Consider the following 24,491-nt stretch of genomic DNA (forward strand, 5'->3'; position numbering starts at 1 on the left):
GATGGCCCACGTCATCCATGCGCGTGGCTCACGGTACCCGCTGCTGAACGCGGGGCGACACAGGGGACACCGGAACCCCGAACTGCCAGCCTGTCACGGACCGGCCCCGCATGGTGGTGCGCTGTGTGAGGCTCTGTGAAGATGCGGGGGCGGCCGCGCACCTGATGAACCGTCGCCCCATGGCGCAGTGCGATAGTAAATGCCTGCTCGGCCGTTGCGGCCCTTCGAGCACACAGAGCATGACAAAACGGGAGACCTGGGGACCATGGCAAAGCGTCGGGACGAGCTCGCCGCCTATACGTTCGCTCGCAAGCGCACCGTCGCGGCGTTCCTCGCACCATCGCCGGGAGGTTCGGACGAAGGCGCACCGCGCCCCATGCAGACGGTGATGCCCAGCCTGGCGATGGGCGTCGTACTGGTCGTGGGGTTCATCGCCTGGGGTGTGATCAAGCCGTCGGCGCCGCCCGGCTGGGACACGCCCGGCGAGTACATCATCGTCGACAGCGACTCCACGACGCGCTACGTCGTCCTCAACGACAAGGGGGCGAACGGCAAGGCGACTCCGACGCTGCACCCCGTCCTCAACTACGCCTCCGCCAAACTGCTCCTCGACAAGGACAAGGGCAGCGTCCTGGAGGTGCCCGGCAAGGAGATCGACAAGAGCGGCATCCCGCACGGCGCGACCCTCGGCATCCCCTACGCCCCCGACCGGCTGCCCGCCAAGGAGGACGCGGAGAAGGCCAAGACCTGGGCGGTGTGCGAACGGCCGGCCGCCGGATCGGACGACGCCATCGACCGCGCCGTCTTCGTCCTCGACTCGGGCGACGCGAAGTCGCTGGCGAACTCCGGGAAGGTGGATGTCGGCGAGGCCCTCTACGTCGTCGACTCCAAGACCAAACAGGAGTACCTGGTCGACGGAAAGGGCAGCGCCTTCCTGCTGGGCGGCTCCTCGGCGCTGAACAACACCACCATGGAGCAGCTGCGCGCCGCCGTCATAGGCACCACGGCCCGGCCGCAGCCGGTGAGCGAGCAGTGGCTGCACACCCTCAACGAGGGCGGGGTCATCAGCTTCCCGTACGTTCAGTCGGCGGGTCAGCCGACCTCGGTCAAGGGCCTGCCCCAGGAAGCGGGGACGGTGGGCCGGGTGCTCAAGGCGACGGACGCGCAGGGCACGCAGTACTACGTCGTCCTCCGCGACCACGTCGCCGCCATCACGCCCTTCGTGGCGAACCTGCTCAAGAGCTCGCCCTCCGCCAAGCTGGCGTACGGGACTGACGCGATCACGGACATCAAGGTCGGCACGCCGGACATCATCGCCGCCAACGGCGGCCAGGCGGACAACTTCTACGCGGACAAGGGCTGGCCCCAGACCGTCCCGCGGCAGGCCAACCCGGCGGCCACGTCGACCGAGCCGGCCCGCACCACCTCGTGCAGCGTCTACGACGGCACCATCGGCGCGGACAGGAAGCCGCAGCTGGCCGCCTGGGCCGGGACGGCGTACCCCGAGAGGGTCGTCGCCGACTCGCTGAGCGCCTATGTCTCCTCCGGCTCGGGCCTGCTCTTCCAGGAGGTCACCGGCGCGGCAGGGGGCGGCGGCGCCACGTACCTGCTGACCGACACGGGCCTGCGCTACTCGCTCCCGTCGAACAACGACAGCTCGGCCACCGCGTCGTCCGCTTCCTCATCCGCTTCCGCTTCCTCGTCGGACGGTGCCAGCGAGACGGACAAGGCACGCACCCGGCTGGGCTACGAGAAGGTCTCCAACCCCACGGTGGTGCCGCAGTCCTGGGCGACGTTCATCCCCAAGGGACCGACTCTGGACACCGGCAGCGCGGCACAGCCGCAGGCCCAGTAAGCGTCAACAGGCCTGCCAGGGACTCAGGTTGACGGGATCGATCACGGAATCATCGCTCAAGTGTGTGAGCCGTGTAACTGGTTGGCCTTGCTTGTGACTGTGTCGCAGGCGGACGATAGAGTGTTTGCAGCACTCAAGGCTGCGAAGCATTTCCGGGCGCCTGGTGCAGGTTTCCCGGATCAACAACGACATGGGGGAAGGTTCACATGGCCGGCCAGTTCCGGGTAACAGAGGACGAGCTGACCAAGCTCTCCGGCGACATCAACACCGCGAACGGTCAGATCCAGGGCGAGATCCGCCGTCTGAACGGCGTCATCGACCAGATCGCGGGCGGCTGGCAGGGCCAGGCGGCCCAGTCCTACCGCCAGTTGCAGGAGCGCTGGAACGCGGACGCGAAGAGGATGAGCGACATCCTCAACGACATCAAGGAAGCCGTGGACTCCACGCGGAGCAACTACTCCGCTTCGGAGGAGCAGCAGAACTCCGAGATCAGCAAGATCATGTCCGACTTCGGCTGATCCAGCCGCGTAGGACAGCAGTTCTCCCCTCTTTCCACCGTTTTCCTTCGACTCTTCCTGAAAGGGAACAGCGATGTCGATCCTCGTTAATTACGCAACCATCACCAACGCGTCCACGGACGTGCGCTCGACCGCGGGCCGCATCAAGCAGCAGCTCGACGACCTCGAGGCCGCGGTCAAGCGCGTCGCCAGCACCTGGGAAGGCGAGGCGCAGGAGGGCTACCAGCGCAAGCAGCGTGAGTGGGACCAGACCGCCGCGGACCTGCACGCCACCCTGCTGAAGATCTCCACCGCGCTCCAGAGCGCGGCCGAGAACTACCAGGCCACGGAGAAGAGCAACGCCTCGACCTGGGGCTGAGCCGTCGGCGACCCGAGGGGCGCGACATGAGGGGAATCGGCCCAGCCGACGCCACGGCGTCCGCTGGGCCGACCCCGTCTCAGGGGTCGCGCACAGTAAAAGACGTGAATCTTCACAAAGTCGGCACTGCTCCATCTGCGCCGACGCATCTCCACCACACACAGACATGACCCGGCTTCGAAGGAAGCAGGCAAGCCCTGGGGGCCTGAACATGGGGGGCACGACAGCCCGTTCGCGTAGGCGCGACAGCGGAACCCGCACACTGCGGCGGGCCTTCGGTGTGCTCGCAGCCACGGGAGTCTGCCTCGCCTCGGCCCCGTCGGCAGGAGCCGCCCCGGCGACACCCACCCACCTCACCACCGGCATCTCCGGTTCCGGCGACGACCCGGGCTCCGGCGTCTCGTCGACCGCCGAGTGCGTCTTCGGCGGCAGCGTCATCAAGTCCACGCCCTGGTCCCTCCAGCGGATCCTCCTGGACCAGCTGCACGGACAGGCGACGGGCAAGGGCGTCACGGTCGCGGTGATAGACACCGGCGTCGACGACTCCAACCCGCAGCTGAGGACCGCCATGGCCCCCGGCGGCGGCGACTTCGTCGGCTCCACCGACGGCACCCAGGACGTCGAGGGCCATGGCACCCGGGTCGCGGGCATCATCGCCGCCCGCCCGATCAAGGGCACCGGCTTCGAGGGCATCGCACCGGAAGCCAAGATCCTCTCCTTCCGCTACACGGGCGCGCAGGAGAAACAGGGCAACTCGCAGACCATGTCCCGGGCGATCAGCGCCGCGGTGGCCAAGGGCGCGAAGATCATCAACATCTCCTCGGACACCGCGGACAAGCAGGACAACACACAACTGCGCAACGCGGTCGAGGCCGCCGTGCGGGCGGGTGCCCTGATCGTGGCGGCCGCCGGCAACGACGGAGCCGACGGCCAGTCCGCGGACACCTACCCCGCCTCGTACCCGGGCGTCCTGGCGGTGGCGGCCTCCGACCGCAACGACGAACGCGCCTTCTTCTCACAGGCGGGCGACTTCGTGGACGTCGCGGCACCGGGCGTCGGCATGGTCTCCACCGTCCCGAAGGGCGGCCAGTGCACGGCCGACGGCACAAGCTTCGCGGCCCCGTACGTCGCGGGCGTGGCGGCCCTGCTGAAGGAGAAGCACCCGAGCTGGACGGCGGCTCAGATCGCCACCCGCATCGAGCAGTCCGCCCAACGCCCGGGCCGCGGGCCCAACCGCTACACCGGCTGGGGCGTGGTCGACCCGGTCGCGGCCCTGTCGGACGACTCCACGCCGGCCACCACCCCCCAACCGGACCCGCCCGCGGCGGCCCGCTCGGGAGGAGCCGTCCCGATGGCCGTCACGATGGGAGAGAGCGAAACGGACCGCGAACGCAGGATCGCCGTGTACGTCCTGGGCGTGACCCTGCTCCTGGTCCTGGTAACCGCGGGAAGCGGCATCGCTGTACGGGACTGGCGCACCAGGCGCTCCGGCCAAGCCGAACGGGCCGGGCTGCCGAGCTGAACAAGACTTGGATTTGGAAACAGGGGAGAGGACAACGGGGTATGAGCGACGGAATGCGGGTCGATCTGAGCGCACTGGATGAGGTCATCCGGAAGCTCAACGGCCTTCTCTCGGACATGGACAACGCCCACAACAAGGCGAAGTACGAGACGGACATCCCGAGCACTGCGTTTGGCAGCATGAAGTTTCTGGAATCGAATGACCTTCATGACGCCCACCAGAAGCAGAAGGCCAGGATCGAAAAGATCATCAAAGACCTGCACGGGATGATCGACGACTTCAGCACGAGCACCTCGAAGGTCAGGGACAAGTACAACAACCAGGAGCACGCGAACAAGCAGGGCATGAGCGCCGCTCCCATCGGCGGGCCCAAGGGCTCGGCCTACTAATCGGTCACACTGACGAAGGGGGAGTTCGACGATGGTCTACGGCGAGTACTACAACAACCCTGAGTACATCAAGGCTCAGGAGAAGGCCCGAGAGCAGCACATCAAGGACAAGCACGACGAGAAGCTTGAGTCGCTGCCGGATGGAGGTATGGGCGGCCCGGACCGCAGCCAGATCAAGACGCCCTTCATGAAAATGGGCATCCCGGCGCTGCGATCCATGATCCTGGACGCGGACCCCAACCGGATCTACGAGGTCAGCCAGCACTGGAAGTCGGTACATAACATCCTGTCTGGTGGCGACGCTGACGGCAAGACCGGAGGCGTGGACACGGTTTCCGCGAAGGACAGCGTTGCGGGCATGATGCAAAGCGCCGTCGAAAACGTATTGGAGCACTGGGAGGGCGAAGCGGCCGACGCCTTCCGAAAGAGGGCCAACACGATCATGCAGAACATTCAGAAGGGATCTGCATGGGCCAACTATTACGCGGAAACCACGCACGCCGTCCAGAACGACCTGCGGAACTCCATGGAGAAGATGAGGGACGTTCACGAGCCTTCGGGCTGGTCCAGGGCTTGGGACAAACTCTGGGACGATGACCGGAGTGACGAGCAGCTCGTCAAGGACATCAACAACGGGGTGAGCACGGACGCCGCGCGTCAGGCGAACGCCGACTCCCTGTCTAAAGGCAAGGAAGAGCAGTTGAAGGGGGTGGCGATCATGGAGCAGTTGGCGGTCAACTACAACGCATATGCACAGCGGGGTAACCAGCTCGACGGAAGCAAGAGAGACCCCTTCTCGCCTCCGAACCCCAATACACCAATGCCCCCACCGATTTCGATGCCTCCTGCTGGTGGGAGCGGCCCAGGCGCCGGAGGACGAACCGCTAAGCCGTGGAGCGCAGGCCCGACCACCAGCATCAAACCAGCCCCAACGGTTCCCCATGACCGAGGTATCCCGGGAAGCCCCACGGTTCCTCGAGACCCGGGCGTAAACGGAGGCGCGCAGCTTCCGACCGTCAAGACCAATGTGGATGGCATCTCCGCACTCCCGACGCCAGGTTCCGGCCCTGGAACCGGAGGATTCGGGGGTGGCACTGGCGGTGGCAGCATCGGTACAGGCGGAGTCAAGTCTCCGGACATCGTGGCTCCTGGTGGAGCATCCAACCTCGGACGCAGCGGTATCGGATTTGCTGGTGGCCGCAGCGGTCTGACCGGTGGCGGCGCGGTAGCAGGTCGCGGCGCCGGCGGCCGGACCGGCATGGGCGGCATGGGCGCCGGTGGAGCGGGTGCCGGCGGCCGAGGCGGTGCCGGACTTGGCGGCCGTGGCGCCCTCGCAAGGGCCCGTGGCGGTGTGGTCGGTGCAGCAAAGGGAGTCACCGGCAAGGGCGGTGGTGGCGCGGGCCTTCACGGCAGCCGCGGTGGATCTCAGCGAGGCGCCATGGCGGGCGGGGCTGGCGGCCGCAACGGCCGACGGTCTGAGGAAGAGAATGCTGGGAACGAGCGTCCCGACTACCTGGTCGAGGACGAAGAGACCTGGATCTCGGAAGAGGACCTGAACCGCAACGTACCGCGCACGATCGAGTAGACATCCAAGCGGGGTGGGCAGAGAGCCAGTGCCTGCCCACCTAGGCTGGCGTAGTCGGCCGTAGCTGAGTGAGGAGCAGGGAATTGGGTTTCAAACGAGTGTCGACCGCGACGGGAGTCGCGGCGCTGACAGGAGTCTTGCTCCTCACTTCAACCGCGCCTGCGTCGGCTGATCAGGTTCGGAATGCCCAGTGGCCGCTGACGGCGTACAACGCGGAAAAAGTCTGGGAGACCTCTCAAGGAGCGGGTGTAACCGTTGCAGTAGTCGATTCGGGTGTGGACGCCAGTCATCCGGATCTCATCGGGCAGGTTCTGCCAGGGAAGGACTTCACAGGCTCAGGGAATCCGGACGAAGACAATAATGGGCATGGCACCGGAATGGCTAGCCTCATCGCCGGTCATGGGCACGGGGCAAATGGTTCTGCAGGTGTGATGGGTCTCGCGCCGAGAGCTAAGATTCTTCCCGTGCGCGTGAAAATGGCTAAGAACAAGATTGATACGGAAGGTTGGGGCGCGGGAGTCCGCTACGCAGTTGACCACGGAGCTTCGGTTATCAACCTGTCATTCGATGATTCTCTGGCGGCCCCGGGTTCAAGTGCCGCCAAGGCAATCGAGTACGCGCAGAAACATGATGCCGTGGTTGTGGCGAGCTCGGGCAATGATGGGGGGACAGTTAATTACCCAGCCGGGCTTCCAGGAGTAGTGGCAGTTTCTGCTGTGGACAAGGACCTGAATTTTTGGTCCCAATCAAACACAGGGAATGTAACCGTAGCGGCACCCGGAGTGGAAACCCCTCAGGCTGATCCAACCAGCCGCAGTGGTTACGTGGTGGCAGACGGGACGTCTGGTTCCGCCGCCTATGTATCGGCCATCGTCGCCCTTCTCCGTTCCAAGTACCCAGACCTGACCGCAGGCCAGATCATCAACCGCCTGATCAAGTCGGCGTCCTTCCTGAATAACCAAGGCAAGAAGGTCCCAGACAGCGAACTTGGCTACGGAATCGCTCGCCCGGGTTCGGCACTCACGATGAATATCCCTGCCGGCTCCGAGGAGGGCCCGCTCGCCCAGGCGTCGGACTCCGGCGGCGCGTCAAGGGGAAGCGAGAGCTCGAATCAGGCGAGCAAGAAGGAGAGTTCCTCCTCCGGCGGCATCTTCCTCATCGTCGGCATCGTGGCTGTCGTGGTTATCGCCGCCGTGGCCTTCGCTCTGATTCGTAGCCGCCGCAACAACCGTGGCAATGGAACCGGCTCCGGCGGCGGATTCCCCCTTCAGGGCACGGGCTACCCGCCCCAGCCCCCAGCGGGTTACCAGCAGTACCCCAGTACAGCTCCCAACCAAGGGTACCCTGCGCCTCCCGGACAGTCACCGCAGCACCCCAACCCCTATACCCAGCAGCCCCCGCGCCAAGGGCAGTAAGGCACCCAAGCAACCGGAGGATGGTGTCCGCTCGGGGGGACCTAGCAGGCCATTGGCGTGCCCGGAAACATTGACACCACAGCCAAGTCAGTCCGAGAACGCGAAGGGACTCTTCTCAGTGGGGGCCATCGTCCTTATCGTCATCGTCGGCATGATCGGCATCGGAGCCCTGATTACCGCCATCATCGCGTTTACTGTAATCCGTAGCCGCCGCAACTCCAGGACCGGTCCGGTCAGCTCTGGGGTGGGAACGTATGCCCCTCATATGGGTTACTCTCCGCCGCAGCCGATCTACCCACCTGCTCAGCAGTCGTACCCCTCCACTCCCTATCAGGGGTACCCCGCTCCTCAGGGAACACCTCCGCCGTATCCCAACCCCTACCTACAACTACAACAACCCCCGCACGAGGGTCAGTAGCCGCTTTCGCCCCTCATCCCCAACAGGGGCTGAGCGCTCTAGGCTCTGAGAGGTTCAGGTGGGGTCATGTCAGTCATGGGAGACCTCATCAGCCGTATCCCGTAGCACGTGTGCCACCAAAATGAGGACAGTAAATGACTGACGACAGTACCTCGTGTTACGAGCCTGAGGCGGGAAGGGCTCTTGCCCGCAAATTTGAGTTGCATGCATACGACTTAAGGGCGTATCTGAAGGAATTCAAGGAGAAAACGGGGGAAGAGGCGATTACGGATGGATTCGGCGTTCTGACGGAGTCGGAGGAGGTCACATCCGCTTATATCGCGTACTCCGCGGACGTCGCCGCTGCCATGAGGGCCGTGCATGAGCACCTGGACAAGATCGCCGACGCTTTGCGGAAGGTGAACAGAGACACCGAAGTCACCGATGACAACCTTGCAGTCCTCTTCGGGAAGCAAGCGGATGGTGACCGGTGAGCGGCAGCGAGTCCGGGGCAGAAGAGATCATCGAACTCGGCATCGAGGTCATCAATCCCGGCGGGCGCCCGGAAGAGTTGGAATCCGCGGCCAAGGCGTGGCGTAAGTTGCAATCTGACGTCGGGGACCTCGTCAGGAGCCTAGACGGGGAAGTCAAGAGGACTGTCGGGCACACATGGCGTGGTGAGGCAGCGAACGCTTTTCGGGCTCACTGGGAGGAGTTCGCCGATGCCGTGTTGGACGCCACAAAGGATTTCGACGAAGCCGCCAAAGGCCTCGAGGACGCCGCCAAGTGCATTCGCGAGGTCAACGATGAGATCCACGAAATTTACATGGAGATCGGGATCTCCATCGGGGTCTCGGTAGGCATGTCGTTCCTCACGATGGGTGTCTCGGCCGCGGCTGGTACAGCGCGAGTGACCATGCTGGTCACGAGGGCTCTCGACGCCGCTGGGCGGATGGGCAGACTCCTACGCTTGATCGGGACCGCATTCCAGAGGCTTTACAGCATGGGAAGGACGGGGAGGCTCCTCACCGAGGGAGCCCTCAACTGGGCGGGTGGCACCGCGGGCGGCATGATTACCAGCCAGCTGAGCGGCAAAGGCTGGGAAGTCGAGACCAACATGATCGGGGGCTTGACCGGGGCGACCGTCGGTACTGCCGCGGGTAAAGCCGTGTCCTCACTGGGCGGTAGGGAGATTGTCAGTGGCATGGTCGGTGGTGCCGCTGGAGGAGTCTCGGGAGACTATCTGGACTCCTTGCGCAAAGGCGAGGACTTCGACATCAGGCAAGAGGCCGTCACCGCCATCACCGGAGGCGCAGCCGGCGGACTCGGTAGCGGCGCAAGGGTGGTCGACAGGGGCTTCGATGACATGGCTCGAGGCCTGAAGAACGACAACGACTTCGCCTACAGCGGGGACCGACCGGAGCACCAGCAGGTCGGGGCCGACGTCGCCTTCGGTTCTGTCACTCCAGTTGCGGGAGGCGTCTCCGCGAACACCGCGAAGGACGGGTTCGACGGCGTGGACAAGAGTGCGGAGCAAGCTCAGAAGGCCGCTCGGAGGGGCGTCGAGGGTGACCACAAGTCGGCAACGGAGCGGATTCGCGAGGACTTCGGGTGACGGTGCACGCGGAAGGGACTCGCACACCTCTTAGGGCGTCCTCCAGAGTCGGCGCGTGGTGTGGTGGCCTGGGGCTGGTGGCAGCGACGCCCGTGCTGTGGCTGTGGCTGTGGCTGTTCGGTACGGTCCCGGACCTGCGGCAGAGTCTGGTTCTGGTGTCTCTCGGCGGAGGGCTGGTCTGCGTCGTGGTGATCCCGCTTCAGCAACGGTCGTCAGGAGGCCGAAGGCCGTTTGGCGAAGTCGCTGCGGCGGTGTGGGCTGAATCTGCCCACGAGGCACACGGCTCGACCCGGGAGCTGTCCTCGGTACCACTGAACATTCCTTCGAGGCGAGGCCAGCAGTTTCGAAGCCTTGCCTGGGGAATCGGGGTTACCGCCGTGCTTGTGGGGGTCGTCGCCCTGGCTGCGGGGGCGCCGCAGAGGCCGGAGTTGGTGCAACGCATCTATTCGGCCGGAGGCGAGTTCGGAGTTGCACGAGCGGAGAAGGTCAGCGACGTCCGGCAAAAGTCCTCCAGTGGCAAGGACCCCTATACGGCCACGGTGGTCGTCCGACTGCCTGTCGGAGCCGGCGAACGGCCCGTGTCGACAACGGTCAGGCCGACGACGTATGAGCCCGTGCGTCCTGGTGACCCGGTGAAGGTGCTGTATTCGCCCGCACAGCCGCGGCTTGGAGCGGTGGCCGGGGACCAGCGCAGCCTGGGCTGGAAGCTACGTGGGGAGACGATGCCTGCGTACATGCGGTGGTTCTTTGTCGTCGCGCTGGTGCTCGGATGGTTCCTGGCCGTCAATCATCTGTCGGCGAGGCACGGCTTTCGGGCGTTTTCACGACTGGGCGAGAGAGACAAGGCCATTCGAGGCAGCTACGCACGAACTGGCGGAGAGTTCGGTACAGAAGGGCAGAAACAGCCGCTCAGAGGAACGTACCTGGAGATCCGTACGGATGCCGGGTTGGCGCGCTTCTACACAACTGCCGGCGAGAACGGCCTGCCAGAGGTGATGAGGGGTCAGCCGCTGTGGCTCTGCTGGGACGCGCATCGAGGCGCGCGAGGCTCACGGATTTCTCCGAGCACAACGCCTGCGGCGATGGTGTTCGACACCGGCTTGGTGGTGCACGGAATGATGAGCGTCGACCAGACACGGTTGTTGAACGGCAGCGCGGTCTTTGTGGAGAAGTTGGGCTCTGCTGTTCAGGAGGATCGACGGCTCCGGCTGTTCGACCCGCGTTCCTACTGGATCCTCTACATCGATCCGTTGGCATTGCAGGCCTGCGTGGTCGTCATTGCCTGCGCTGTCCTGCTGGCGTTCGATGTGCCGACCGGATGGCGCTGGGCGGCGGGGATCGTTGGGTTCCTCGCGGCCTGCGGGGTCGGTGGTGCCGTCGTGAGCGAGGGTCGTTCCACGAGGCGGGCTGCAGCGTAGGCGGTGATCGGCGCGAGTGGGCGGCCCGGCATGGGTGGTATGGGCTCCGGTGGAGCGGGCGCCGCCGGCCGAGGCGGTGCGGGGCTTGGCGGCCGTGGAGCCCTCGCGCGGGCTCGTGGCGGTGTGGTCGGTGCAGCAAAGGGCGTCATTGGCAAGGGTGGTGACGGCGCTGGCTTTCACGGCAGCCGGCCGTTGCGGCCACCAGCCGCCCGCCATGGCACCTCGCCGGGATCCACCACGAGGGAGGCCGAACGTCGGACCGGTTGGCTAGCCTCAATGCCGGGAACTTAGTGCTTTGGTGTGCGTTTGATCCGTTTGGGTTTAGTGGAATCAACGATGGTGATGGCCGCGGTGGGTGGGCGGCGCGTTTGAGGGGCCGACTGGCGACTTTGCGTTTGATGGCGTGGGGGGTTGGCCCGACGGCGCCGCGTGGCAGGAGGCGTTCGAGGAGTTCAGCGTGGGGGGCCTTGACCGCGCGTGGGCGTTTGCCGGGGAAAGAACGCCGCCTGGTCGGGGACCTGGCGGCGCACCTTGCGTCTGCGAAGGCCATAGAGTGTCATGAGACTTGCGGGGGTGCCGAAAGGTGCGCGAGTGGCTCAGGTTGAGCCTCGCAGCAACCTGGGTTGCGGGTCGGTCGAGATGCTGGGTTCTGTCGCGTGAGGCCGGACCACCTATCGTGCTCCCTCGCAGAATGATCAACGAGAGGGAAGCATGTCTTACCCACCGCCGAGCGGTAGTCCGTATGGGCAGCCGCTCCCGCAGAGTGGTTGGCAACAGCGAGGGCAAGTACCGGGTCCTGTGCCGCCCGAAGCGGAGGCACCCCCAAGGGTGCCTCCGGCGGGCGTTCCGGTCCAACCGGGGCCGCCTCAGTTCGCTCCGTACTCCCCGCCTGCGAGCCCCGTGCCAGTGGCCCCGATGCCACCTTCGGCTGGAGGCGGCACCGCCCGAAAGGCACTCGGGAGTCTGCTCGTTGTGTTCGGCGTGCTCGGCGTGCTCGGCGGTGGAGCGCTTGCCTCCCACGCGTACAGCAACAGTCGGCAGGCGATACCCAACTCCGCCTACGGTCCCACGCTGTGGCGGAACGAGACCATCGAGAAGCTCTTCCCGGCGACCGTCGGTGACACCCCCAACTACACGTACGAGGTGTCGAACAAGAAGGTCGCGCAGTGGAGCCGGATGGGCATCTCCCAGGACACCTCCTGCGCGAAGGGTCTGAGCGGCGAGACCGAGAAGAAGGCGGAGAAACTCGGCTGCAAGGCCGTACTGCGTGCCACGTACGTCGATCTCACCGGTGAGATGGTCGCCACCGTCGCGATCGTCGTCCTCCCTGAGGGCACCGCAGGCCAGGAGATGGGCGAGTACCTCGACGAGCAGGAGCACGCGGACGTCCCGGACGGCGCCGTGGTGCCGTTTGCGGTGCCCGGCACGCTCGCGGCGAAGTGGCAGGAGAACCGGCGCAACGGCATGGGCGGGGACGCCCTGGGTGGCGGTGAGCTCCCCTACGCCATCGCTGTCACCGCCGGCGCGGTCGACGGCCGTACGGCGGGCAACCTGCCCGGCGAGTTCGGCGATTACGCCGCCAACGACGAGGACCGCAAGCCCTGGATGGACGCGGCGAACGCCCTCAGCGGGATCTTCTACACCAACCTCGGGAATCTGGAGAGGTGAGCCCGGCAGTGAAGTTCCGGACCATACGCGCGACCGGCGCCGCGGTCGCTCTCACCGGTGTGCTGTGCACGCTGGCCACCGTTCCGGCCCGCGCAGCCACGCCGGTCGGCTGGGAGGGCCCGGCCCTCGGCCTGAGCGCGGCACAGCGGCTGAGCCAGGGCCAGGGAGTGACGGTCGCGGTCCTCGACAGCGGCGTGTACGCCGAACATCCCGCCCTCAAGGGCAAGGTCACCACCGGGCCCGACTACCGCCAGGACGGGCTGAAGGAGGGCGACGCGCAGTGGGGGCAGCACGGCACCGCCATGGCCTCCGACGTCCTCAAAGTCGCCCCGAAGGCAAAGATCCTCTCCGTGCGCGTCATCGACGACAAGCACGAGGAGGAACGCAGCGAGAAGGAGATGGAGAAGTACCGCAAGCGCGGCGACAACCCGCTCGCCAAAGGCATCAACTACGCGGTCCAGCATGGTGCCGACGTGATCTCCATGTCCCTCGGCAGCGATGACCTGTTCACCTCCTACGACAAGGAAGAGGCCGCCGCCGTGGCCTACGCCGTACGCAACGGCGTTACGGTGCTTGCCTCGGCCGGTAACGCGGGCGAAGTGCTCAACGGGGCCTCGTACCCGGCCGGTTATGCGGGCGTGATCGCGGTGGCCGCCACCCAGCGGGGCGGCGGGCGTGCCGGCTTCTCCACGGTGCACACGTACAACGACGTGGCCGCGCCCGGCGTCGACATCATGAGCGCGACGAGCACCAGCGGCTACAAGGCGGTCGACGGCACCTCACCGGCCTGTGCGCTGGCCGCCGGCGTCGTGGGCCTCATGTACGCGAAGAACCCGAAGCTGACTCCTGCCCAGGTGGATGACGTCCTGATCGCCACCACTCATCGCCCCGCAGGCGGTGGCAGTGCCCTGCTCGGGTACGGGCCGATCAACGCGGAAGCGGCCGTGAGGGCCGCTGCCTCGCCCCCCAAGGACATGACAGGTGCGGTTGCTTACAAGGGCAAGGAGCATCTAGTGACTCCGGACGGGACACCGAAGACCAAGCACGCCCCACTCGAGCAGGGGCTGTGGACGACCGGGCTGGTCGGTGCAGGCGCGGGGCTGGCGTTCCTGATCGGCGGCACACTCCTTGCGCGGTCCGGGCGCCGCAAGGTGACGGCGGCAGTGGGCGGGATGGTGCAGCCTCAGGGGCCCTTCCCGGGCTGAAGCGCTCACCTGCCGAAGCGCACAGCTCCTGTCGACTGGAATTGCGTCCGGGCGTCCAGCCGACAGGGGCTTTCGCTTCATGTGTTCAGCCGGAGACGAGATCAACTCCGGCATCAAGGGCGCGGCAAGGTTTGCTGAGGCGCGGTCACGTTCGCAGGAGTGTTGTGGCGATGGCCACTCGGTGATCTCGTTTTGAGGCTATGCGGTGCGTTCGGTGGGCAGGTCGGTCTCGTCGTTTCTGACTCCATCGGGTGGAGGCGGGCTTTGGCGAGTAGCTCGCGGCCCATGTAGCGGCGGGCGGTGGCGAGGCAGAAGACGCCGAGGCCCGTGAGGACCCAGCCGCCGAAGAAGGCGCTGAAGAAGCGCCAGGCGCGGTCCATACCGCTCTGGACGTAGTCGCCGTCCGCAGACGTGCCCGTCGTGGCCGCGCTCGTCTGCTGCACGGAGAGTTCGGCACCCGGCGCGTACTGCCGCCTGACCTGCACCGCCGCGCTCACGTCCTCGCTCTTGCCGTCGTCGGACACGAAGCTGCCCTCACAGCGGAAGGGGCGTCGGTTCTTACGGTGGCTGCGGGAGGCGTTGTTCGGATAGCTCACCTCGCACTGCTTCACGGTCAGCGTGCCGTGCGTGCCCGCCCAACCCGCAAGGTACGCCCCCTCGTACGCGCCCCATCCGCTCAAGGCGAGGCCGGCGAGGAGGAAGACCAGGCCGCCCGCGCGCCCGAGGCGGCCGAAGGCTCTGCCGACGAGACCGGCAAGGGAACGGTCGACACGTTTGCCTTGGGCTGTGCCTTGCGTCTGAGCCATGACAATGAGGTCCTTCTCCTCGTCGGCCGGTAGGGCGTCAGCATGGCATCCGTGTATGACGGGAGATACTTCGGGTGTCCGAGAGACGAGGGCAGCGAGGAGAAGCGACATGACCAGGCGACCCGCGAACTCAACGAATCCGCAGGGTCCTTCGCAGGAGCCCGGCGTGCTGGACGAGGCGCTCGAACCGGAACAGACACGTTCTCTCAACTCCGCCCTGCGCAAGCTGTCCGAGACCGACGGTGTCGGCAAGGACATGCAGGAGGCGGCGAAGAGGCTGCTCTCCGGCCGCCTCGCCCTGCGCAGCGCCCTGGACGATCCCACGGTGGCCCACGCCCTCGGCGAAGGGCTGGGGTCCCTGCGCGGCCAGTGGGAGTCGCTCTCCGAGGAGGAGCGCGAGCAGATCAGGCACGGGGAGGCGCTGACGAGCGGTGACCCCTCCTCGGGGCAGTCCGAGCCGAGGAGGGCGGAAGGTCAGTCCTCGCAGGCCGGGAAGAAGGGCCAGACGCGGCACAGCGGTGGGTTCTCGCTGTACTGATGCGGGGTCGGCCCGGCCGGTCAGAACAGCCCGTGCCACATCTGCTCGACGATCAGCGACCACCATGTGTCCGGGTTGCCCAGCGACGAGGGATCGATGGCGGCGAGCTGCTCCTGCAGGGCAGCCACCGCCGCCCCCGCCGCGGCCGGGTCCAGGCCCTGCATCCGCTGCCGCGTGGTGGAGAGCAGGGCCAGACAGCGGGCGAACGTGGCGGCCGAGACGTTGATGTAGCGGGCGTCGGCGGTGACCGGGTCCACCGCCCACAGCGCGCCGAGGCCGTCCGGTTCCGTCGTACCGGGCAGGCACTGCACCGCGACCACCGCGAGCCCGTCGAACCCGATCCGCACCAGATGGGCCAGGGCGCCGATCTTCTCCTCGCCGGCCGAGCTGTGGCGCTCCCGCAGATTCGTGGCGACGTCGGTGAACAGGCCACCGGCCGGAGGCGCGTCGGGCCGGTCGGCGGTGAAGAAGAGCGGCAGGTCGGCGGGGAGCCCTGCCCAGGTGAGCGTCGCCTTGGTGGTCTCGGGCAGCGGGCTCTCGGCGATGTCGTCGGCGGCGTGGCGGCGTACGCCGTCCTGGCCGAAGACCTCCACGAGATGGCGGCCGAGGGCCACGTCGCGCATCGGCTCCGCGAGCCTCACGTGCGCGGGGACGGGGAGGCGGTGCGGGCGGGGCGGCGGCTGCTGACCGGCCATCCGGTGCATGATCTCGACCTGCTCGACCAGGGCGGCGATGCCCTCCGCGCGGTCCTCGGGACGGGCGCCGTAGTTCTGCGAGCAGGAGAGTTCGGCGTTGCGGAACCGGCTGAGCAGCTCGGCGGTGTAGCCGCCGGGGAGCAGGCTGGGACGCAGGTCGGTGTGGATAGCGAGAACACTGCTCTCGGGGACGTTCATGCGCCGTAGCTCGGCCCAGGCCTGGTACTCGGCGGGAGGCAGGCCCGGACCGGAGGTGCGGAAGAGGGTGGTCTCCTCGCCGTTGGCCGGGTCGGTGTAGGTGATGACGGCGGTGTTGCCGGGGCCGGTGACCGGACGGGCGTCCCCCGCCGCTGCCCCGCCCTGCGCCCCGCCGCCGTGCTTCTGCTGGTACATCCGTACGACCTCCTCGACCGGCGCCGAAGGCCAGACCGTCAGCTCGCCGGTGCGGCGGTCGACGACCCCGCGCGCGTCGCCGACCTCGGCGGGTGGGCGGCGCTCCCCGGTCACCGGGTCGTGTTCGGGGGCTCCGGGCGCGGCCCACACCACCCACCCCAGATCGAACTCCCGCATCCCGACCTCACGACGCGGCGCCGCCGAGCCTTCCGGGTTGAGCCAACGGTCGGCGATGGCGAGCGCCTGCTCCTGGCTGGTCACGGGGAAAGCTCCTTCGAGGTCGAGGTCGAGATCGAGATCGAGGTGGAGGTCGAGGTCGATCGAGGGCGGAGGGAAGGAAGTAGGGAGAAGAGGGGAGGGCGGGGGGACCTCTGCGTATGCCCTACGAGGCTATCGTCGCGGCCGCCGGGCGGATGTGGAGGGCCTTCGCCCCGCGCTCGGTGGCGACGACGAGGACGCCGTCGGGGGAGAGGTCGGCAGCGGTGAAGGGCGTGTCGGAGATCAGCGCGGCCACGACCTCCCCACTCGCCCGGTCCCAGACGCGCAGATAGTCGGCGCCCCGGCTGAGCCCCAGTGGGGCGGCCGCCCGCTCGTCCTCGGACGGGCGCAGGATCAGCCCGGGATCGATGTCGGCGAGGGGGTGGGGCCGGAGGATTTCGTGCACGAGTAGGGCGGAGCGGCCACGGTCCGTCGTCTCGTCCGACTCGTCGGCTTCGCCGGCCCCGTCCGAGCCGCCGGCAGCGTCCGCGCCGCCGGCCCCGTCCGCGCCGCCGGCCCCGTCCGAGCCGCCGGCAGCGTCCGCGCCGCCGGCCCCGTCCGAGCCGCCGACAGCGTCCGCGCCGTTGGTCTCACCGGTCGCGCCCATCTCGATCTTCCCCATTCCCCCGACCGGACGCGCACCAGGAGTGTCCGCAGGTACGACGAGGACGGCGACGGGCGTGGCCGGCCCCTCGGGACGGGGGAGGCTGCCGGCGGTCACGGCGCTGACACCGGCGACGGGCAGGCTCCACAGCGTCCGCCAGGGCAGCTCGAAGCCGAGCCGGTGGACGGCGTCGGCGTACTCCGGCAGGCCGTCCTCGACGAACGCGGTCTCCAACAGGGCCGCGCGCAGCGCGGCGGGCACCTGGGTGCGGGTCAGCAGGGGAGCCGTACGCAGATACGTACGGGCCGGAGCGCCGAGCGCCGTCACGGGTACGGCCTCGACAGCGGCACGCAGCGACACCGGGTCGGCGTGCACGAACAACCCGGGGTCCGTGAGGAGTTGGGGCAGCAGGCCCGCCTCCAGGGTGTGACCGGCGACGTGGTCGCGCACGTACGGGTCGGCCCTGCTCCAGTCCTGCTCCGGCACGGCCTCCAGCAGCGCCATCGCGAGCCGTGTCTGAGCGGCGCGGACGTTTGGCAGGCCGGCGCGGATCTCGGCGCCGATGGCGGGGTGGAGCAGCCGGAGCAGCATCCGTCCGCCGCCCTGCTCCTTCTCCGCCCGCTGGTCCTCGGGCTGTACGAAGGGCCCGGCGAGCAGCATCCCACCGGCGATGGCCTGACTCATGTCCTGTTCCGCGACCGCGCTCGCCAGCCGCGCCCACAGAGGGACGGGTATGCCCTCGGATTCGGCCAGGGCGAGCGGTGCCAGCATCAGCCGTAGCGTCTGCGGGTCGGCGCCGAGTCGTTCGGCGTGCAGATCGAGGGCCTCGCCGACGGAGGTCGGCAACCATCTCTCGTCGGCGGGATCGAAGCCCTCGGGCGCCATCAGGACGCCCTGGACGGCGAGTTGAACGACCAGCGGACTCGTCCCGGCCCGGCGGCCGATGGCTGCGCCGAGGGCCAGGCGGGCGGCGGGATCGACCGTGAACGGCAGCTCGGGCGCACCGAACTCCGGATTGAGCGCCGCCTGAGCGTGCAGTACCAGGCCCTGCGGGTCGGCCCACTCCGGCTCATCGAGATCGATGATCTGTACGGTGCCGGGCGCGAGACCCCCGGCCAGTTCGACGGCCAGCGGACGCGGCAACTCGGCCAGAAGTCGTACGGCCCCGGTGGCGGCGAGGGGTGCGAGCACCTCCCGTACAAGCCGCGCGGGCTCGCCCGCGGCCCGTACCGGACCGGCCCGGTCGGCATCCGGCACGACGACCGTCACCGGTTCGTCGAGTGCCGCCAGCTCGGCGAACACGCCCCGCGTGCTCATGGCGTCCAGCTCGTAGTGGTCGGCGAGCAGCCACAGCACCTGCGCGGCGGTCAGCCCGTCGGGGGCCGGGACCGCCGGGGCCGGAAGCTCCGGCGGCACCGTCGACGGATCCATCGCGTCCAGCGGCAGTTGCTTGCGGAACTCCGGCTCGCACAGCATGAGGAAGCCGGTGAGCAGCCGCGAACGCCCGCTGCCGGAGTCGCCGGTGACCACGACCACGCGCGGCACGCCGGGCGCGGCCCCGCGCCACGCGGCGAGCGCGCGCAGTGCGGCGGTCCGGCCGCCTATGTGGGGGTGCGGTGCGTAGTCCTCGGTCGAGCCGCTCATGGTTCCCCGTTCCCCGTCCTTCGCCTTCACGGTCGCATGTGCGTACGACGCCTACCTGGCCTTGATCTTAGGTGCCGACGATCGCTACGCGTTCGGCTGTTGCGCCTGGCGCTGACGGCGGTAGAGGGCGATCGCTGCCTCGGTCGGGAAGTTGGGGACGGTCACGGTCTCGCCCGTGTCCTTGGCGACCACGATCTTGCTGCCACCCGGCGACGAGGGCTGCGGCCGGCCTTCGGCGTCGGTGGTGGGCGGGAAGGTCGCGTACACCAGATAGCCGATGTCGAACTCGTGGACGTTCAGAGCGGCCGGGGTGCCGTCGGGCAACTTCGGCTGGGCATAGCGGCTGCGGACGATGGCGAGGGCTTCCTCGGGAGTGGTGGGGGGAGCCGCCGGGGTGTCCGGGGTCATGGAACGGGTCTCCTAGTTGTGGTGGCCGTATCGGGGCCGCTCACGGGCGAGTTCGCCCCGCGGCTGACGGCTGACGGCTGACGGCTGACGGCTGACGGCTGACGGCTGACGGCTGACGGCTGACGGCTGACGGCTGACGGCTGACGGCTGACGGCTCCAGGGACGGACAGGTCCTTGGGACGGTATCCCGAACCGGCGTCGGCCGACATGCCGGTGCGGTGAGGGGACCGTGCGGCCAGTCGGCTCTGGCAGGTCTCCGGCGAGGCCCGCCCGCCCGTAGAGGGCGGGCCGGCGCACGCTCAGGTCGACCTAAGCCTGGGTGAAGTCGCGGTCGTTGTCGGGTAGCCACAGTGGCTCGTGCATTCCGGGCGCGGTCATTGTGTTGGTCCTTCTGAGTCGCCAACGGACGGTGAGCGACATCGTCTGCTGTTAAACCACGGCAGGCCGGACAGCCGAATCCCACCGTGGTTCCACCTGCATTCCCATCAGACACGATCCGTGAAGTCGTAGTCCACGAAGACGCGTTGCCAGCACTGAGCAGCGTAAGCTTCGGGGTCGAGACGAGCGAGCCATGAACGCAGGTCGGCCTCCGAGTCTTCGGCGGACCAGTCGGAGGCGAACCACCAGTAGTAGAGCCGGACCATGGTGACGAACTGTCGCAGGGAGCTCCCGGCCAGTGGGTTGCTGATTCCGGTGGATCCGTCCTGCAACACTTTGCCACTGTTTCCGTCGATGAGCAGTTGCGCCCCCTGCCAGGTCCCGAGCAGAAACCCGGTCCCATCCTCGACCAGGGGATGGGAAACAGCCGTCAGATCTGTCACGGACAGATCCAGAGTTTCAAGTTCCAGGAAACCGCTGACGTGAGGGAAACCGACCTCGGTCAAGAACTGGCGTGCTCCCGGATCGGAAAGGTTCGAGGGCAAGACATCCTGGGCAATCCTCTTCATCCGGGTTGTACCCCAGACATTCTCGAACCACTTGGCGGGAGCCCGTAGCGCCTCAGTGGGAAAGTCGGCGGCCCCAAGCCTGGTGGTGGTACGCAACATCCGCTTCAGGACTCCCGACGGCACCCCCGCCCCCGAGGAGTGGATGGCGATGGCGAAGACTCCGTCGCTGGACGACATCACAGCACGGTCACCCGTGCGAACGGCACGTCGCACATATCGCGGCATACGCGGTACGTCTACGTGCCCTTCGGCCGTTCCAGCAGGCCTCCACCCCTGGAGCCCTTGGTCCGCCTCGACGGACTCCGGCGCCAGGGGAGCGTTGTGAGGGGCAACGGCAGGCTCACCGCTGTCCAGCCGCCAGACCCTGCTGCTGCCCTGACCGTCCGTGGCAGTGACCAAGGGGGCGGGAGCGGGGTGCACGATGTGTAGTTCGCGTACGTTTGGCCGCTTGATCAAGTTCTCCGTGGTGGGGATGCCGGGACCGATGCCATGTGTCCACAGGGTGTGCCACGGCAAGGCGCAGGCGCCGACAGCACTGAGGAGGCGATCAGTCAACGCCTCACCTGCTGGTCCTCGGTTAAGGAGGGAATGATGCAGGAGAGCAAGCCACTCACCGTGTGTATGGGGCCAGACGCCGCGTTCGGCGAGGTAATAGAGGTTGGCGGCGAGACTTGACTGAGGCACGGTGTCGCCGTGGTAGGCGGCTTCGTATGCCTCGAACAAGGTGTGGTGGCCGACCTTGGCCATGATGGCTGCGTCTTGGAGCAGAGACTCGAAGGCTCCGCCTGCGGCTGCGTGGCCGGCGGCCGCGCGATGCACGTACCAGTGGACCGCAGACGACGGTTCTGCAGACCGCAAGGCCGAGAGCACCGCTGCATGGAAGAGCTCTGCCTCTTCGTGCGGCACTGTCTCACGCCACACCTGGGCAGTGGACTCGCGACGGAAAGCGACGCCTGCCCAGGGGAATTCACTGTTCGGTTGCGTCAGTAGATCCGCTGAGCGCGATGAGGTCAGCCGCTCCAATTGCTGGACTGAGACGTCGTGTCCAAGCGCTGAGCACAGGACCGGCCAGACAGGCAGCGGAACAGTCCGGGACTCGGCCAGTGCGAGGGCACGGAATGCTGTGGCCTCGACCGGATCCGCGGAACGATTCGTTTGTGCGTAGTCTCCGCCGGGGGCGCGCAGTGTCAGCTCCCGGCCGCCCATGGATGACATCACGTCCGTGGTGTGGTCCACCTCGATCAGTAGTCGCATCCTCAGGCTGCGCCTGTGATTCCTGATCAGAGTATGAACCACCTGATGTATGACTCGCTCCGGCTCACGCGTGGTGCGGAGACTTCCTGCCCACTGAGTGTTCGCCAGGAGCACCACCGGTCCCGCCGAGATACTGGCTACCGCATTCGAAAAATTTCGGCCATAGGTATCGAGTGCGGCCACGCCCAAGAAATCAGCCAGTTTTCGGGCGATCTCCTCGGAAGGCACGCCCGCGCAATCCAAGAAGAATGCATCGGGCTGCCGCCCGGAAATTTCGCGCAGCAGCTGGGTCTTCCCGGCCCCTTCCTTGCCGCCGAACCACAACCAGGCACTGCTGTCACGCGGCCTGTCGATCCACCGCAGGGCGCGGTTCAAGGCGAGTTCGGGTGACACTTCGGTCGGGTCCGGGACGGATGTGCTCATACGCCAAGTCGTTTCTAGGAATTCGACGTGGGGGGCAGCCGCTTTCCTGACGGCCGGTGTGCGGTTCCAGGGGCCGGGCGAGCGCCGTCCAGACGGACAGTGGGGCACGGCGCACCTCGGCCGGGGCGAGGGCTCGCAGCGCTGCTGCGTCCACCCCGGCGATTTGCTGCTCCAGCCGCCCCTGAGCCATGCTCGGCTGGAGCGGCACCACCAAGTTCTGTGCCATTCCCTGACATCGTTCGGGTCTCGCTCGACGAGGACCTACCCGCTGCGCCACGGACTCGGCTGATAGGACCGCGCACTCCACGAGGATGGACCAGTCGATTGCCGCTGCCGCCTCTCGCTTGTCCTCCTGCCCTTCGGTCGATCGGTCATTCGTTGTACAGCGCGTACTTCCAGGCGCCAGCAGCGGCGCCTTCGTCATCGATGTCCCAGAGGGCGTCGTCGATGTGTTGGCGCAACAGGTGGGCCTCGTCCTGGTTGTCCAAGTCCTCCAGGATGCGGAGACCGGTGATCCAGTGAACGAGCATTCTCAGGAAGCGGTCCAGGTCGTTGGCCAGAAGCGCGCCGTCGAGGCCGCTTTCGTCAGCACCATGGGGGACGCGCAGTACGTGTCCGGTGGGGCCGTCGATGACCACGACACCGCCCATCCACAGACCGATGCGGAAGAAAGGCCCGGTCTCCTCCGACGGCTCCACATCGCTGGGCCATGGCAGCTCCTCCAGGAACCGCGCATCGCCTGACTGAAGTTCGATCCCTTGCTCTCTCATCGCTGGGAGACCGACGTCCGCAAGCACTCGGCGTGCGGTTTCCTCTGTGAGTCCAGGCGGAATGTGCTCAACCTGGGTACGCAGAGCCGGGGCGTCCGGAACCAGTTTGCCGAGATCGGAAGCGGTCGTCTCGGGTGCGTGCTTCGGCCTGGCGGGACCGGCCGCGGTGCGGGTGCCGAGCAGTGGCTTGTCTCCCAGCGGCGCGATCTCCGCAGGGGTTCCCGGACTGGTCGAGGCCACCGCACATACGCCGCCCACTCCGGCGAGTACCGTGGTGTCGCCAAAAACGAGGGCGACAGGCAGGAATTCGTCATCCTCGCCCGGTCCTTCAGCGGCCAGTTCTTGGCTGCGAAGTTCGCGGAGACTTCTAGGGCCGCCCTCCTGGAATTGGCTACGATCTGCATCCCAGGCCAGATCGTCCAACTGCTCGACGGGAAAGCCTTCGCCGGTCCACGGTCCTGCCATTAGTTCGGACGTTGAGACGTCCCAGACATGGACGGTGTCGTCGACTGAGCAGCCTGCCACAGCCGGTTGCCCCCGCCATCGTACGGAAAAAAGCTCGTAAACCGGGCCGGGCCGGAGATAGCGGGGATCATATCCACCCGGTGGGCGCCAGTGTGTCCACAGCGCCTTCCAGGGCAGGTGTACGCCCGAGTTCTCGATGCCCCTGCACATTTCGGCATCATCCCTCGCTGCTGCCATGAGGTGAAGCCATGCAGCCCACTGCGCCTGGGAAGAGGGAGCCACACCGTACATCTGCAGGAAGACCGCATCGGCAGCCGGGTTCGATCCGAAGAGCGAGCCGTCGTAAGCGCAGTGTGCTGCGTCCAGAAGCGCGGTCTGTGGCAGGTTGGCCAGTACTCTGCCGTCATCGAGCAACTCTTCGAACTCGCCCGCCTGTACCGTGTGCATGGCCAGTCCCTGAGCGGCGTACCCACCGACGGGGCCGGAGGCGGCCCATCCCTCGGGGTGGTGGAATTGTGGGTGGGTTTCAAGAAGCCACCGCGCCACGTGACGGTGGACCTGGGTGCTCAGTGTTTCGGGCATGCGGCGGCGCAAGGCCTCAGGCACGGACTCATCAATGAAGAAGACGACTTGGTCGCTGACGATGGTGACCAGGTCTGACAAGCGTTCGGCAAGTCGGCGCAAGGAGTCGTCATCGGAGTCCGGAATCCCAAGTGCCCGAACCATCTGACTCCATACCGGCAAGGGCACTCCTCTGGGTTCGGACAGGGCGAGTGCCTGGAGGTGCGGGTGGCTAATCGCTGTCGCGATCTGTGACTCGAGTCGCTCGCCCCGATCACCGACTGCGGAATCGTCCAGCCCAAGTGTGACAACCCCTCGTCGACGCGCCACCGGCCCCTGCCCCTGTGGGCCGACGTCGACGATCACTCCGGCCCCCCGAAGAGCGAGCCGTCCGGCAGCGGACTCCAGAACCCCGCTCGGTTGGGCGGATCGCCGAGTGGAACCTGCTCGCCAGGCGTTCGTGACCAAGACGAGTTTGTCTTTGGCGTGCCGCTTCGCGGCCCGGTGCCATCTGTGGGGTGTCAGCTCGGAGTCGGGTACCCCGATGGCGGTGAGCATGCGCCGGAAGATGTCATCCGTGTCGGCGCCAGTCGCATCGATGATGGCACTCTCAGGGATCTGCTCGTGCACTTCCTCGAGCAGCGAAGCACTGCCGAACTGGCTGACGACGCGGACCTGGGACCCGCCGGGACGTCCTTCGCGCCACCAGTCCACCAGCCGTGCGGCCAGCCGACCTGCTGAGAGGTGTTGGGGCTCGGAGAAAGGGTCGGACATGCAGCT

The 24,491-nt window shown here is 67.1% G+C and carries 19 protein-coding genes; 13 read left to right on the forward strand and 6 right to left on the reverse strand.

What is annotated here, in order from left to right:
- Positions 1 to 265 precede the first annotated feature (265 nt).
- The 12 genes from eccB to ACFY2Z_RS35140 all read left to right on the forward strand — a co-directional run bounded on the left by eccB (position 266) and on the right by ACFY2Z_RS35140 (position 13,945).
- Complete coding sequence (eccB, locus tag ACFY2Z_RS35085; protein ID WP_390748046.1) at positions 266 to 1,855, forward strand: type VII secretion protein EccB; 1,590 nt, start codon at positions 266 to 268, stop codon at positions 1,853 to 1,855.
- Between the two features lie 206 nt (positions 1,856 to 2,061).
- Positions 2,062 to 2,373 carry a WXG100 family type VII secretion target gene (locus tag ACFY2Z_RS35090; protein WP_311697200.1) on the forward strand — a complete coding sequence of 104 codons (312 nt, stop codon included), beginning with the start codon at positions 2,062 to 2,064 and terminating at the stop codon, positions 2,371 to 2,373.
- Between the two features lie 73 nt (positions 2,374 to 2,446).
- Entirely contained in the window at positions 2,447 to 2,731 is a 285-nt protein-coding gene (locus tag ACFY2Z_RS35095) for a WXG100 family type VII secretion target (RefSeq protein WP_365168340.1), read from the forward strand.
- Positions 2,732 to 2,942: 211 nt separating this feature from the next.
- Positions 2,943 to 4,253: a type VII secretion-associated serine protease mycosin gene (gene mycP / locus ACFY2Z_RS35100; protein ID WP_390748047.1), complete on the forward strand. Its 1,311-nt coding sequence runs from the start codon at positions 2,943 to 2,945 to the stop codon at positions 4,251 to 4,253.
- A 41-nt stretch (positions 4,254 to 4,294) separates the two neighbouring features.
- Complete coding sequence (locus tag ACFY2Z_RS35105) at positions 4,295 to 4,642, forward strand: hypothetical protein (RefSeq protein WP_390748048.1); 348 nt, start codon at positions 4,295 to 4,297, stop codon at positions 4,640 to 4,642.
- Between the two features lie 31 nt (positions 4,643 to 4,673).
- A complete protein-coding gene (locus ACFY2Z_RS35110; RefSeq protein WP_390748049.1) occupies positions 4,674 to 6,227 on the forward strand; it encodes a hypothetical protein in 1,554 nt (517 codons plus the stop codon).
- Positions 6,228 to 6,310: 83 nt separating this feature from the next.
- Entirely contained in the window at positions 6,311 to 7,642 is a 1,332-nt protein-coding gene (locus tag ACFY2Z_RS35115; RefSeq protein WP_390748050.1) for a S8 family serine peptidase, read from the forward strand.
- A 552-nt stretch (positions 7,643 to 8,194) separates the two neighbouring features.
- Positions 8,195 to 8,533 carry a hypothetical protein gene (locus tag ACFY2Z_RS35120; protein ID WP_390748051.1) on the forward strand — a complete coding sequence of 113 codons (339 nt, stop codon included), beginning with the start codon at positions 8,195 to 8,197 and terminating at the stop codon, positions 8,531 to 8,533.
- Positions 8,530 to 9,654: a WXG100 family type VII secretion target gene (locus ACFY2Z_RS35125; protein ID WP_390748052.1), complete on the forward strand. Its 1,125-nt coding sequence runs from the start codon at positions 8,530 to 8,532 to the stop codon at positions 9,652 to 9,654. Before ACFY2Z_RS35120 ends, ACFY2Z_RS35125 begins: the two co-directional genes overlap by 4 nt.
- Positions 9,655 to 9,731: 77 nt before the next feature.
- Entirely contained in the window at positions 9,732 to 11,072 is a 1,341-nt protein-coding gene (locus ACFY2Z_RS35130) for a hypothetical protein (RefSeq protein ID WP_390748053.1), read from the forward strand.
- 972 nt (positions 11,073 to 12,044) lie between these two features.
- On the forward strand, positions 12,045 to 12,740 hold the full coding sequence (locus tag ACFY2Z_RS35135; protein ID WP_390748054.1) for a hypothetical protein: 696 nt from the start codon (positions 12,045 to 12,047) through the stop codon (positions 12,738 to 12,740).
- An 8-nt stretch (positions 12,741 to 12,748) separates the two neighbouring features.
- Positions 12,749 to 13,945: a S8 family serine peptidase gene (locus ACFY2Z_RS35140; RefSeq protein ID WP_390748055.1), complete on the forward strand. Its 1,197-nt coding sequence runs from the start codon at positions 12,749 to 12,751 to the stop codon at positions 13,943 to 13,945.
- A 113-nt stretch (positions 13,946 to 14,058) separates the two neighbouring features.
- On the opposite strand, the gene ACFY2Z_RS35145 is transcribed toward ACFY2Z_RS35140, so the two are convergent.
- On the reverse strand, positions 14,059 to 14,751 hold the full coding sequence (locus ACFY2Z_RS35145) for a hypothetical protein (RefSeq protein ID WP_390748056.1): 693 nt from the start codon (positions 14,749 to 14,751) through the stop codon (positions 14,059 to 14,061).
- A gap of 109 nt (positions 14,752 to 14,860) precedes the next feature.
- On the opposite strand from ACFY2Z_RS35145, the gene ACFY2Z_RS35150 reads away from it, so the two are divergent.
- Positions 14,861 to 15,289: a hypothetical protein gene (locus ACFY2Z_RS35150; RefSeq protein ID WP_390748057.1), complete on the forward strand. Its 429-nt coding sequence runs from the start codon at positions 14,861 to 14,863 to the stop codon at positions 15,287 to 15,289.
- Positions 15,290 to 15,309: 20 nt separating this feature from the next.
- Here ACFY2Z_RS35150 and ACFY2Z_RS35155 read toward each other — a convergent pair whose 3' ends face one another.
- The 5 genes from ACFY2Z_RS35155 to ACFY2Z_RS35175 all read right to left on the reverse strand — a co-directional run bounded on the left by ACFY2Z_RS35155 (position 15,310) and on the right by ACFY2Z_RS35175 (position 24,485).
- Positions 15,310 to 16,638 carry an SUKH-4 family immunity protein gene (locus ACFY2Z_RS35155; RefSeq protein WP_390748058.1) on the reverse strand — a complete coding sequence of 443 codons (1,329 nt, stop codon included), beginning with the start codon at positions 16,636 to 16,638 and terminating at the stop codon, positions 15,310 to 15,312.
- Between the two features lie 121 nt (positions 16,639 to 16,759).
- Positions 16,760 to 18,883, reverse strand: coding sequence for an ATP-binding protein (locus ACFY2Z_RS35160; RefSeq protein ID WP_390748059.1), 2,124 nt, complete (start codon positions 18,881 to 18,883; stop codon positions 16,760 to 16,762).
- An 84-nt stretch (positions 18,884 to 18,967) separates the two neighbouring features.
- Positions 18,968 to 19,291, reverse strand: coding sequence for a hypothetical protein (locus tag ACFY2Z_RS35165; protein WP_388975656.1), 324 nt, complete (start codon positions 19,289 to 19,291; stop codon positions 18,968 to 18,970).
- Positions 19,292 to 19,776: 485 nt separating this feature from the next.
- The gene (locus ACFY2Z_RS35170; RefSeq protein ID WP_390748060.1) at positions 19,777 to 21,915 is read right to left on the reverse strand and encodes an SUKH-4 family immunity protein; all 2,139 of its coding nucleotides are present in this window, start codon (positions 21,913 to 21,915) and stop codon (positions 19,777 to 19,779) included.
- A gap of 371 nt (positions 21,916 to 22,286) precedes the next feature.
- Positions 22,287 to 24,485, reverse strand: a complete 2,199-nt coding sequence (locus ACFY2Z_RS35175) for an SUKH-4 family immunity protein (RefSeq protein WP_390748061.1) — start codon at positions 24,483 to 24,485, stop codon at positions 22,287 to 22,289.
- Positions 24,486 to 24,491: the final 6 nt, after the last annotated feature.

This window comes from Streptomyces sp. NPDC001222 (assembly GCF_042896945.1).
GTDB classification, from domain to species: Bacteria; Actinomycetota; Actinomycetes; order Streptomycetales; family Streptomycetaceae; genus Streptomyces; species Streptomyces gibsoniae.

What these genes read in the sequence shown, in the direction of transcription:
- ACFY2Z_RS35090 (WP_311697200.1), top strand. Translation starts at nt 2,062, where the DNA reads ATGGCCGGCCAGTTCCGGGTAACAGAGGACGAGCTGACCAAGCTCTCC.
- ACFY2Z_RS35110 (WP_390748049.1), top strand. Translation starts at nt 4,674, where the DNA reads ATGGTCTACGGCGAGTACTACAACAACCCTGAGTACATCAAGGCTCAG.
- ACFY2Z_RS35145 (WP_390748056.1), bottom strand. Translation starts at nt 14,751, where the DNA reads ATGGCTCAGACGCAAGGCACAGCCCAAGGCAAACGTGTCGACCGTTCC.
- ACFY2Z_RS35120 (WP_390748051.1), top strand. Translation starts at nt 8,195, where the DNA reads ATGACTGACGACAGTACCTCGTGTTACGAGCCTGAGGCGGGAAGGGCT.
- ACFY2Z_RS35170 (WP_390748060.1), bottom strand. Translation starts at nt 21,915, where the DNA reads ATGAGCACATCCGTCCCGGACCCGACCGAAGTGTCACCCGAACTCGCC.
- ACFY2Z_RS35175 (WP_390748061.1), bottom strand. Translation starts at nt 24,485, where the DNA reads ATGTCCGACCCTTTCTCCGAGCCCCAACACCTCTCAGCAGGTCGGCTG.
- mycP (WP_390748047.1), top strand. Translation starts at nt 2,943, where the DNA reads ATGGGGGGCACGACAGCCCGTTCGCGTAGGCGCGACAGCGGAACCCGC.
- eccB (WP_390748046.1), top strand. Translation starts at nt 266, where the DNA reads ATGGCAAAGCGTCGGGACGAGCTCGCCGCCTATACGTTCGCTCGCAAG.
- ACFY2Z_RS35105 (WP_390748048.1), top strand. Translation starts at nt 4,295, where the DNA reads ATGAGCGACGGAATGCGGGTCGATCTGAGCGCACTGGATGAGGTCATC.
- ACFY2Z_RS35095 (WP_365168340.1), top strand. Translation starts at nt 2,447, where the DNA reads ATGTCGATCCTCGTTAATTACGCAACCATCACCAACGCGTCCACGGAC.
- ACFY2Z_RS35150 (WP_390748057.1), top strand. Translation starts at nt 14,861, where the DNA reads ATGACCAGGCGACCCGCGAACTCAACGAATCCGCAGGGTCCTTCGCAG.
- ACFY2Z_RS35165 (WP_388975656.1), bottom strand. Translation starts at nt 19,291, where the DNA reads ATGACCCCGGACACCCCGGCGGCTCCCCCCACCACTCCCGAGGAAGCC.
- ACFY2Z_RS35160 (WP_390748059.1), bottom strand. Translation starts at nt 18,883, where the DNA reads ATGAGCGGCTCGACCGAGGACTACGCACCGCACCCCCACATAGGCGGC.